Source organism: Mesorhizobium sp. M9A.F.Ca.ET.002.03.1.2 (genome assembly GCF_003952365.1).
Classification (GTDB): domain Bacteria; phylum Pseudomonadota; class Alphaproteobacteria; order Rhizobiales; family Rhizobiaceae; genus Mesorhizobium.
Genome location: NZ_CP034443.1, coordinates 5012529 through 5023060, shown reverse-complemented (window position 1 = coordinate 5023060; position 10532 = coordinate 5012529). Strand labels below are relative to the sequence as shown.

General features: G+C 62.6%; 13 protein-coding genes and 1 pseudogene. 12 read left to right on the top strand and 2 right to left on the bottom strand.

Features of this window, described 5'->3' with window-relative positions; translation table 11 throughout:
* Positions 1–4: 4 nt before the first annotated feature.
* Both EJ066_RS24325 and EJ066_RS24320 read right to left on the bottom strand, forming a co-directional pair.
* A complete protein-coding gene (locus EJ066_RS24325) occupies positions 5–940 on the bottom strand; it encodes a Gfo/Idh/MocA family oxidoreductase (protein ID WP_126042447.1) in 936 nt (311 codons plus the stop codon).
* Positions 941–1090: 150 nt separating this feature from the next.
* Positions 1091–1372, bottom strand: a complete 282-nt coding sequence (locus EJ066_RS24320; protein ID WP_126042445.1) for a transcriptional regulator — start codon at positions 1370–1372, stop codon at positions 1091–1093.
* A 463-nt stretch (positions 1373–1835) separates the two neighbouring features.
* Between EJ066_RS24320 and rpsL the strand changes: the two genes are divergently transcribed.
* The 12 genes and pseudogenes from rpsL (at position 1836) to rpsC (ending at position 10518) form a co-directional block, all read left to right on the top strand.
* Positions 1836–2207, top strand: a complete 372-nt coding sequence (rpsL, locus tag EJ066_RS24315; protein WP_126042443.1) for a 30S ribosomal protein S12 — start codon at positions 1836–1838, stop codon at positions 2205–2207.
* Positions 2208–2292: 85 nt separating this feature from the next.
* Positions 2293–2763, top strand: coding sequence for a 30S ribosomal protein S7 (gene rpsG, locus EJ066_RS24310; RefSeq protein WP_008875664.1), 471 nt, complete (start codon positions 2293–2295; stop codon positions 2761–2763).
* A gap of 29 nt (positions 2764–2792) precedes the next feature.
* Positions 2793–4883, top strand: a complete 2091-nt coding sequence (gene fusA, locus EJ066_RS24305) for an elongation factor G (RefSeq protein ID WP_126042441.1) — start codon at positions 2793–2795, stop codon at positions 4881–4883.
* A gap of 66 nt (positions 4884–4949) precedes the next feature.
* Positions 4950–6121 (top strand): annotated as a pseudogene (tuf, locus tag EJ066_RS24300) (elongation factor Tu).
* Positions 6122–6187: 66 nt separating this feature from the next.
* Positions 6188–6496 carry a 30S ribosomal protein S10 gene (gene rpsJ, locus EJ066_RS24295; RefSeq protein ID WP_006205468.1) on the top strand — a complete coding sequence of 103 codons (309 nt, stop codon included), beginning with the start codon at positions 6188–6190 and terminating at the stop codon, positions 6494–6496.
* 94 nt (positions 6497–6590) lie between these two features.
* Positions 6591–7340 carry a 50S ribosomal protein L3 gene (rplC, locus tag EJ066_RS24290; RefSeq protein WP_126042439.1) on the top strand — a complete coding sequence of 250 codons (750 nt, stop codon included), beginning with the start codon at positions 6591–6593 and terminating at the stop codon, positions 7338–7340.
* Positions 7340–7960 (top strand): 50S ribosomal protein L4, encoded by a 621-nt coding sequence (gene rplD, locus EJ066_RS24285; RefSeq protein ID WP_126042437.1) that lies wholly within the window; start codon positions 7340–7342, stop codon positions 7958–7960. Before rplC ends, rplD begins: the two co-directional genes overlap by 1 nt.
* Entirely contained in the window at positions 7957–8250 is a 294-nt protein-coding gene (locus EJ066_RS24280; protein WP_006205465.1) for a 50S ribosomal protein L23, read from the top strand. Before rplD ends, EJ066_RS24280 begins: the two co-directional genes overlap by 4 nt.
* 22 nt (positions 8251–8272) lie before the next feature.
* Positions 8273–9106 carry a 50S ribosomal protein L2 gene (gene rplB / locus EJ066_RS24275; RefSeq protein WP_095488566.1) on the top strand — a complete coding sequence of 278 codons (834 nt, stop codon included), beginning with the start codon at positions 8273–8275 and terminating at the stop codon, positions 9104–9106.
* A 16-nt stretch (positions 9107–9122) separates the two neighbouring features.
* Positions 9123–9401: a 30S ribosomal protein S19 gene (rpsS, locus tag EJ066_RS24270; RefSeq protein ID WP_006205463.1), complete on the top strand. Its 279-nt coding sequence runs from the start codon at positions 9123–9125 to the stop codon at positions 9399–9401.
* A gap of 2 nt (positions 9402–9403) precedes the next feature.
* Positions 9404–9793: a 50S ribosomal protein L22 gene (gene rplV / locus EJ066_RS24265; RefSeq protein ID WP_006205462.1), complete on the top strand. Its 390-nt coding sequence runs from the start codon at positions 9404–9406 to the stop codon at positions 9791–9793.
* On the top strand, positions 9793–10518 hold the full coding sequence (rpsC, locus tag EJ066_RS24260) for a 30S ribosomal protein S3 (protein ID WP_126042435.1): 726 nt from the start codon (positions 9793–9795) through the stop codon (positions 10516–10518). The genes rplV and rpsC overlap by 1 nt, the downstream gene beginning before the upstream one ends.
* Positions 10519–10532: the final 14 nt, after the last annotated feature.

Here is a 10532-nt window from a genome sequence, read left to right as displayed (position 1 = left end):
GGCTTCAGTCGAAAAACGCGTCCACAACATTGCGCTTGCCGAGCATGAAGGCGTCGGCGACATGCTGAAGCGGGGCGAGATCGACGTCCGACACGCCGGCGCGCACGATTTCGGCAAAGCGCCTGTAGAGCATCGGATATTCCGCTTCCGGCTCGTCGTGGACAATGCTGCCGTCGACCGCGAGTTTTGACCCGCCGCCCGAAAGCACCATCGCGCCCTTGTCTGTCTCGGCCAGGATGTCCCAGCTTTGCGGGCCGGTCTGGAGCCAGTCGAGTTCCATCGTCACCGGCAAGCCGTTCGAGGTGCGGAAGACGACATGGGCCGCGACCGGGGACGCGCGGTTTTCGGGAAAGTCGAGGACTGCCGAGGTGATGAACATCGCCGGCAGGATATGGGTCGCGATCGACAGCGCGTTGATGCCGGGATCGAACACGCCGAAGCCGCCTGGCGCCCAGATCCAGTCCTGGTTCGGGTGCCAGCGACGGACGTCTTCCTTCCAGTTGATGGCGGCCGATCTGATCCGGGTCGAGCCGAGGAATGCGCGCGCGGCTTCCACCGCCGGCGCATAGCGCGAATGCCAGCTGGCGAACAGAGAGACGCCGTTTGCCGCCGCCAGCGCTTTCAGGTCCTCGACCTCGCTGACCGTGGCGCCGGGCGGCTTTTCCAGGAAGACATGTTTTTTCGCTTCCAGCGCTGTCCGCGCGGCGTCGTAGCGGAACTGCGGCGGCATGCAGAGCGACACCGCCTCGAGCTCCGGAACCGCATCGAGCATTGCTTCGATCGTTGGAAAGTTCGCGATGCCGTCCACCTTGCCGTGCCGGCTGGCGGCGGCGACGAGGCGGTAGTCCAGGTCCTTCGCCAGGGCCGGCAGGTGCTGGTCGCGGACGATCTTTCCCACCCCCACGATGCCGAGTTTGATGGGGTCGCTATTCCTGGACATGGGGAGACTCCGCCGATTGGAAATGCACTGCTCCTGGCAGCGATTGGTTCTTAGCAGAGAACCGATGCCGGGCAAGCCGCGAGAGGCTTGGCGGCGACCCGCCAAGATCGGCCTCGTTTCAGAAGCGCCCCGATTCGGACCGGCCCTGCTTCAGATTGCAACGTCGAAGGTGACGATCGACACTTCACCTTCGAGCGCGCCCTGATAGGCCGACAGGTGTGGCTCTTCGTCGGGCACGCCGTCCAGGTCGCCGATCTGGTCGAGCTCCGCCTCGGCATAGCCTTCGGCCGCCAGTGATTCGAGCGCCCGGCGCACCGCCGAATCGTCGTCAGGCGCGACCAGCATGACGTGGACGCCTTCCGGCTTGCCATCTTTCCTCTTCCACACCCGGCCGGTGATGATGGTGACCGGGCGCTCATCATTGTCGTTCACGGGCCGATTCCTCCGGGAGAGGGGACTTGCGCTGTTCATGCCGCCTTTTTCGCATGAAGCCTGGCTGTACAACAGCCGGAAGCCGGTCACTTTCTTCCTTCCTCTTGCAAAATGGCGAAAGAAAATTACATGCGCTTTCCGCATGGCTGCCAAGCCTCGGTTTCAGCGCAATATTTGGCGCTCCGGGGTTGACGGGAAACAGGCTTGCGAGTAGAAGCCGCCCAGTCAGAACCGATGTGAGGCTCTCCCTTCCGAAGCGACACGCTTTGGAGTTTGCTTCAAACAGGGTTCGTTTTACGAGCGAAAAGACATTTCCGGCGTGCATGAAGCGGCTTCCGCTTCCTCTGCCATTTGTTCGGGCAAGACCGCGAGGCGCGGTTTGTGGCCCGAATTCGCGTATGGAAATGACGCTTTGAGCGGCCCTGACCGGGCGAGACACGGAATTGAGAGACAAGAGGGTTTAATGCCTACCGTCAACCAGCTGATCCGCAAGCCGCGCATTGCGCCGGTGAAGCGCAACAAGGTCCCGGCCATGGAGCAGAATCCGCAGAAGCGGGGCGTCTGCACGCGCGTCTACACAACGACGCCGAAGAAGCCGAACTCGGCGCTGCGCAAGGTGGCCAAGATCCGCCTGACCAATGGTTTTGAAGTGATCGGTTACATCCCCGGCGAAGGTCACAACCTTCAGGAGCACTCCGTGGTGATGATCCGCGGCGGCCGCGTCAAGGATCTTCCCGGCGTCCGCTATCATATCATTCGTGGCGTGCTCGACACCCAGGGTGTGAAGAACCGCAAGCAGCGCCGTTCGAAATACGGCGCCAAGCGTCCGAAGTGACCGAAGCGTAGCGAAGGTCATCCCGGGCGCAGCGAAGCGACGATCCGGGATTGAGGCCACCACGCAGAATTGAGGCAGAGAAAAAATGTCCCGTCGTCACAGTGCAGAAAAGCGTGAGATCAATCCGGACCCGAAGTTCGGCGATCTGATCGTCACCAAGTTCATGAACGCCGTCATGTATGATGGCAAGAAGTCGGTTGCCGAGACCATCGTCTACGGCGCGCTGGACCAGGTCCAGTCCAAGACCAAGCAGGAGCCGGTCACCGTCTTCCATCAGGCGCTCGACAATGTCGCGCCGCATGTGGAAGTGCGTTCGCGCCGCGTCGGTGGCGCCACCTACCAGGTTCCGGTCGACGTGCGCCCTGAGCGCCGTCAGGCGCTGGCCATCCGTTGGCTGATCGCCGCCGCCCGCAACCGCAACGAGACAACCATGGTCGACCGCCTCTCCGGCGAGCTGATGGATGCGGCCAACAACCGCGGCACCGCCGTCAAGAAGCGTGAAGACACCCACAAGATGGCGGAAGCCAACCGCGCCTTCGCGCACTACCGCTGGTAAAGCGCGAACGAGACTGAGAGGCACCTCCCATGGCCCGCGAATATAAAATCGAAGACTACCGCAATTTCGGTATCATGGCGCATATCGACGCCGGCAAGACGACGACCACCGAGCGCGTCCTCTACTACACGGGCAAGTCGCACAAGATCGGCGAAGTCCACGACGGCGCTGCCACCATGGACTGGATGGAGCAGGAGCAGGAACGCGGCATCACCATTACGTCGGCCGCGACCACGACCTTCTGGAAGGGTCGTGACGGCAAGATGCGTCGGTTCAACATCATCGACACCCCCGGCCACGTCGACTTCACCATCGAGGTCGAGCGTTCGCTGCGCGTGCTCGACGGCGCCATCGCGCTGCTTGACGCCAATGCCGGTGTCGAGCCGCAGACGGAGACCGTCTGGCGCCAGGCCGACAAGTACCGCGTGCCGCGCATGATCTTCTGCAACAAGATGGACAAGATCGGCGCCGATTTTTACCGCTCGGTCGAGATGATCGGCTCGCGCCTCGGCGCGCATGCCGTCGTCATGCAGTTGCCGATCGGCGCCGAGACCGAGTTCAAGGGCGTCGTCGACCTCGTCGAGATGAACGCGCTGGTCTGGCGCGACGAAACGCTGGGCGCAGCCTGGGACGTCGTCGAGATCCCGGACGATCTCAAGGCTCGTGCCGAAGAATACCGCGAGAAGATGATCGAGGCCGCCGTCGAAATGGACGAGACGGCGCTTGAGAATTACCTCGAAGGCAAGATGCCGAGCAATGACGAGATCCGCGCGCTGATCCGCAAGGGCACCATTGCGGTGAAATTCTACCCGATGTTCTGCGGCTCTGCCTTCAAGAACAAGGGCGTGCAGCCGCTGCTCGACGCCGTCGTCGAGTATCTGCCGTCGCCGGCCGACGTGCCGGCCATCAAGGGCGTCGACGCCAAGACCGACGCCGAGATCGAGCGTCACGCCGACGACAGCGAGCCGCTGTCGATGCTCGCCTTCAAGATCATGAACGATCCGTTCGTCGGTTCGCTCACCTTCGCCCGCATCTATTCCGGCAAGCTCGCCAAAGGCGCTTCGCTGGACAACACGGTCAAGGGCAAGAAGGAGCGCATCGGCCGCATGCTGCAGATGCATGCGAACTCGCGCGCCGACGTCGAAGAGGCCTTCGCTGGCGACATCGTCGCCTTGGCTGGCCTCAAGGACACGACCACGGGCGATACGCTCTGCGATCCGCTGCATCCGGTGATTCTCGAGCGTATGGAATTCCCCGATCCGGTCATCCAGATCGCGATCGAGCCGAAGACCAAGAACGATCAGGAAAAGATGGGCCTTGCGCTGCATCGCCTGGCTGCCGAGGATCCGTCCTTCCGCGTCAAGACCGACGAGGAATCAGGCCAGACGATCATTTCCGGGATGGGCGAACTCCACCTCGACATCATCGTCGACCGCATGCGCCGCGAGTTCAAGGTCGAGGCCAATGTCGGCGCGCCGCAGGTGGCTTATCGCGAGACGATCACCCGCAGCCAGGAGCAGGACTACACCCACAAGAAGCAGACCGGCGGCACGGGTCAGTTCGCCCGCGTCAAGATCCTTTTCGAGCCAAATCCGGAAAGCAGCGAATTCCTGTTCGAATCCAAGATCGTCGGCGGCGCTGTGCCGAAGGAATACATCCCCGGTGTCGAAAAGGGCATCAACAGCGTCATGACGTCGGGTCCTTTCGCCGGCTTCCCGATGATCGGCGTCAAGGCGACGCTGATCGACGGCGCCTACCACGACGTGGACTCCAGCGTTCTGGCCTTCGAAATCGCTGGCCGTGCCTGCTTCCGTGAAGCGGCGCCCAGGCTCGGCGTGCAGTTGCTCGAGCCGATCATGAAGGTCGAAGTGGTGACGCCGGAAGATTATGTCGGCAGCGTCATTGGTGATCTGAACGGCCGTCGCGGCCAGATCCAGGGCCAGGAAGCCCGCGGCGTGGCGGTGGTTATCAACGCGATGGTGCCGCTCGCCAACATGTTCAAATACGTCGACAACCTGCGCTCGATGAGCCAGGGCCGCGCGGCCTATACGATGCAGTTCGATCACTACGAGCCGGTGCCGACCGCGGTCGCTCAGGAAGTCCAGAAGAAATACGCGTAACTCGAACGGGTTGCAGCGCTAACTTAATTCAAAGCCCGCACGGGCGAGCAGGAATGGAGAGATCACATGGCAAAAGGTAAATTCGAGCGTACAAAGCCTCATGTGAACATCGGCACGATTGGCCACGTTGATCATGGCAAGACGTCGCTGACGGCGGCGATCACGAAGTATTTTGGCGAATACAAGCGCTACGACCAGATCGATGCGGCGCCTGAGGAGAAGGCTCGCGGCATCACGATTTCGACGGCGCATGTCGAATACGAGACGGAGAACCGCCACTACGCGCATGTCGACTGCCCCGGGCACGCCGACTATGTGAAGAACATGATCACCGGTGCCGCGCAGATGGACGGGGCGATCCTGGTTGTATCGGCGGCCGACGGCCCGATGCCGCAGACGCGCGAGCACATCCTCTTGGCCCGTCAGGTCGGCGTGCCGTCGATCGTGGTGTTTTTGAACAAGGTCGACCAGGTCGACGACGCCGAGCTTCTGGAGCTGGTCGAGCTCGAGGTGCGTGAGCTTTTGACCAAGAACGAGTTCCCCGGCGACGACATTCCGATCGTCAAGGGTTCGGCGCTTGCGGCTTTGGAGGATTCGGACAAGACGATCGGCGAGGACGCGATCCGCGAACTGATGGCGCAGACGCCTATATCCCGACGCCGGTTCGTCCGCTGGACAAGCCGTTCCTGATGCCGATCGAGGACGTGTTCTCGATCTCGGGCCGCGGCACGGTTGTGACCGGGCGCGTCGAGCGCGGCGTGGTCAAGGTTGGCGAGGAGCTTGAGATCGTCGGCATCCGTCCGACGACCAAGACGACCTGCACGGGCGTCGAGATGTTCCGCAAGCTGCTCGACCAGGGCCAGGCCGGCGACAACATCGGCGCGCTCTTGCGCGGTGTCGACCGTGAAGGCGTCGAGCGCGGCCAGGTTCTGGCCAAGCCGGGCACGGTCAAGCCGCACAAGAAGTTCGTGGCCGAAGCCTACATCCTGACCAAGGACGAGGGTGGCCGTCACACGCCGTTCTTCACCAACTACCGTCCGCAGTTCTATTTCCGCACGACCGACGTGACCGGCATCGTGTCGCTGCCGGAAGGCACCGAGATGGTGATGCCTGGCGACAACATCACGGTCGATGTCGAGCTGATCGTGCCGATCGCCATGGAAGAGAAGCTGCGCTTCGCCATCCGTGAAGGCGGCCGCACCGTCGGTGCCGGCATCGTCGTCACCATCAAAGAGTAATTGGACTTAAACCGATCTGTCGCGGGCGCGGGATGCCCGCGCCGCGCCAGAACAAGGAAGTGACGAATGAACGGTCAGAATATCCGCATCCGCCTCAAGGCGTTTGATCACCGGGTGCTTGACGCCTCGACGCGGGAAATCGTGTCGACGGCCAAGCGCACCGGCGCCAACGTCCGCGGCCCCATTCCGCTGCCGACGCGGATCGAAAAGTTCACGGTCAACCGGTCGCCTCACGTCGACAAGAAGAGCCGCGAGCAGTTCGAGATGCGCACGCACAAGCGTCTGCTCGATATCGTCGACCCGACCCCCCAGACGGTCGACGCGTTGATGAAGCTCGATCTTGCCGCCGGTGTCGACGTCGAGATCAAGCTCTAAGGAACCAGAAGTGCGGGGCGACCCGGAACTCTGAAGAAACAAGAGGCGTGGAGGGGCGGCAGCCCCGACAGGGAACTCTAAAGGAATTGAACCGATGCGTTCAGGTGTGATTGCAAAGAAGGTGGGAATGACCCGCATCTATAACGATGCCGGGGAACATGTTCCCGTCACTGTTCTCCAGATGGAGAACTGCCAGGTCGTGGCGCAGCGCACGCAGGAGAAGAACGGCTACACCGCCGTCCAGCTCGGCGTTGGCCTTGCCAAGGTGAAGAACACGTCGAAGGCGATGCGCGGCCATTTCGCGACCGCTTCCGTCGAGCCGAAGGCCAAGGTTGCCGAATTCCGCGTCTCCGCTGACAATATGATCGATGTCGGCGCCGAGATCACCGTCGAGCATTTCGTCGTTGGCCAGAAGGTCGATGTGACGGGAACCACGATCGGCAAGGGTTTCCAGGGCGTCATCAAGCGGCACAATATGGGCGGTGGCCGCGCGACCCACGGCAACTCGGTCTCGCACCGTACGCACGGCTCGACCGGCCAGCGCCAGGACCCGGGCAAGGTGTTCAAGGGCAAGCATATGGCTGGCCACATGGGGGACACCCGCGTCACCACGCAGAATGTCGAGGTCGTCTCGACCGACGCCGATCGCGGTCTGATCCTGATCCGCGGCGCGGTTCCGGGTTCGAAGGGCGCCTGGATTCTGGTCCGCGACGCCGCCAAGGTTGCGTTGCCGGCCAATGCGCCGAAGCCTGCCGCAATCCGCGCCATCGCAACCAATGACAGCGCCAAGAACGATGCCCCTGCCACAGTGAACGATGCCCCGGCCACAGAGGGAGCGGAATAATGGACCTCAAGATCACAACGCTCGGCGGCAAGGACGCCGGCAAGGTGAAACTCTCCGAGGAGATTTTCGGCCTTGATCCGCGTGAGGACATCCTGCAGCGCGTCGTGCGCTGGCAGCTTGCCAAGAAGCAGCAGGGCACGCACAAGACCAAGGGTCGCGCCGAGATCGCCCGCACCGGCGCCAAGATGTACAAGCAGAAGGGTACGGGCCGCGCCCGCCACCATTCGGCCCGCGCTCCGCAGTTCCGCGGCGGCGGCAAGGCCCACGGCCCGGTCGTCCGCAGCCACGAGCACGACCTGCCGAAGAAGGTGCGCGCGCTGGGCCTCAAGCATGCCCTCTCGGCCAAGGCCAAGAGCGCGTCGCTCATCATCATCGACGAGCTGAAGCTGACCGAGGCCAAAACCAAGGCGCTGATCGCGAATTTCGCAACGCTGGGCCTGTCCAACGCCCTGGTGATCGGCGGCGCCGAGCTTGACAAGAACTTCAAGCTTGCGGCGACGAACATCCCGAACATCGACGTGCTGCCCATCCAGGGCATCAACGTCTACGACATTCTGCGCCGCGGCACGCTGGTCCTTTCGAAGGCCGCCGTCGAGGCTCTCGAGGAGCGCTTCAAATGACCGACCTTCGTCACTACGACGTGATCGTCTCGCCGGCGATCACCGAAAAGTCGACCATGGCTTCCGAGCAGAACCAGGTCGTCTTCAACGTCGCCAAGAAGGCGTCGAAGCCGGAAATCAAGGCTGCCGTCGAAGCGCTGTTCGGCGTCAAGGTGATGGCCGTGAACACGCTTGTCCGCAAGGGCAAGATCAAGCGCTTCCGCGGCACGATCGGCCGCCAGAGCGACGTCAAGAAGGCGGTTGTGACGCTGGCCGACGGCCAGTCGATCGACGTCGCGACGGGTCTCTGAGCAAGACCGCGAGGACAGAAACATGGCACTGAAAAAATTCAACCCGATAACGCCGAGCACCCGCCAGCTGGTCATCGTCGATCGCTCGGGCCTCTACAAGGGCAAGCCTGTCAAGGGCTTGACCGAAGGCCTGACCAAGTCGGGCGGCCGCAACAATTACGGTCGCATCACGGCCCGCTTCATCGGCGGCGGTCACAAGCGCACGTACCGTATCATCGACTTCAAGCGCCGCAAGTTCGACGTCGTCGGCACGGTCGAGCGTATCGAATACGATCCGAACCGCAGCGCCTTCATCGCGCTGATCAAGTATGACGACGGCGAACTGTCCTACATCATCGCCCCGCAGCGCCTCGCTGCCGGCGACAAGATTGTGGCCGGCGAAGCGGTCGACGTGAAGCCGGGCAATGCGATGCCGCTGGCCTCGATGCCGGTCGGCACGATCGTCCACAACATCGAGCTGAAGCCGGGCAAGGGCGCCCAGGTTGCCCGTTCGGCTGGCGGCTATGCCCAGCTCGTCGGCCGTGACCAGGGCATGGCGATCCTGCGCCTGAACTCGGGCGAGCAGCGTGTCGTCCACGGCTCCTGCATGGCCACTGTCGGTGCCGTGTCCAACCCGGACCACGGCAACATCAATGACGGCAAGGCAGGCCGCACGGTGTGGCGGGGAAAACGTCCGCACAACCGCGGCGTGACCATGAACCCGGTCGACCATCCGCATGGCGGCGGCGAAGGCCGCACCTCGGGTGGCCGCCATCCGGTTTCGCCCTGGGGCAAGCCGACCAAGGGCAAGAAGACGCGGTCCAACAAGGCGACCGACAAGTTCATCCTGCGCTCGCGCCATCAGCGCAAGAGCTAAGAAGAGGTAACGCCAAGTGACTCGTTCGATTTGGAAAGGCCCCTTCATCGACGGCTACCTTCTCAAGAAGGTGGACAAGGTTCGTGAAGGTGGTCGCAATGAGGTGATCAAGATGTGGAGCCGCCGCTCCACCATCCTGCCGCAGTTCGTCGGCTTCACCTTCGGTGTCTACAACGGCCAGAAGCATGTTCCCGTTTCGGTGAACGAGGACATGGTCGGTCACAAGTTCGGTGAATTCGCTCCGACCCGGACCTATTACGGTCACGGCGCGGATAAGAAGGCGAAGAGGAAATAATCATGGGCAAGGCCAAAGCTCCGCGCAGGCTTGCTGACAACGAAGCGCGCGCCGTGTTGCGCACGATCCGTATCAGCCCGCAGAAGCTGAACCTGGTTGCCGCGCTGATCCGCGGCAAGAAGGTCGCGACAGCGCTTTCCGATCTCGAATTCTCGGCCAAGCGGATTTCCGGCACGGTCAAGAAGACGCTGGAATCGGCGATCGCCAACGCGGAAAACAATCACGACCTCGACGTCGATGCGCTGATCGTGGCGGAAGCCTATGTCGGCAAGTCGATCGTCATGAAGCGGTTCCATGCCCGTGGCCGTGGTCGCGCCAGCCGTATCGAGAAGCCGTTCTCGCACCTCACGATCGTCGTTCGTGAAGTCGAAGAAAAAGGGGAGGCCGCATAATGGGCCAGAAAATCAATCCGATCGGTCTGCGTCTCGGCATCAACCGCACTTGGGATTCGCGCTGGTTCGCGAATACCGGCGAGTACGGCAAGCTGCTGCATGAGGACATCAAGATCCGCAAGTATCTTGAGAAGGAACTCAAGCAGGCTGCGATTTCGAAGGTCGTGATCGAGCGTCCGCACAAGAAGTGCCGCGTCACCATCCATGCGGCGCGTCCGGGCCTGATCATCGGCAAGAAGGGCGCCGACATCGAGAAGCTTCGCAGGAAGCTGATGGAGATGACGAAGTCCGAGACGCATTTGAACATCGTCGAGGTGCGCAAGCCCGAGATCGACGCGACGCTGGTCGCCCAGTCGATCGCCCAGCAGCTTGAGCGCCGCATCGCGTTCCGCCGCGCCATGAAGCGCGCCGTGCAGTCGGCGATGCGCCTCGGCGCCGAAGGCATCCGCATCAACTGCGCCGGCCGTCTCGGCGGCGCCGAGATCGCGCGCATGGAATGGTACCGCGAAGGTCGCGTGCCGCTGCATACGCTGCGCGCCGACGTCGACTACGGCACGGCCGAAGCACACACCGCCTACGGCATCTGCGGCGTCAAGGTCTGGGTGTTCAAGGGCGAAATCCTCGAGCACGACCCGATGGCTTCGGAGCGTCGCGCCTCCGAGGGCGATCATGCGCATGGCGGTGGTGGTGAGCGCGAACGCGGTCGCCGTCGCGAAAACGCCTGAGACAGTTGAGAATT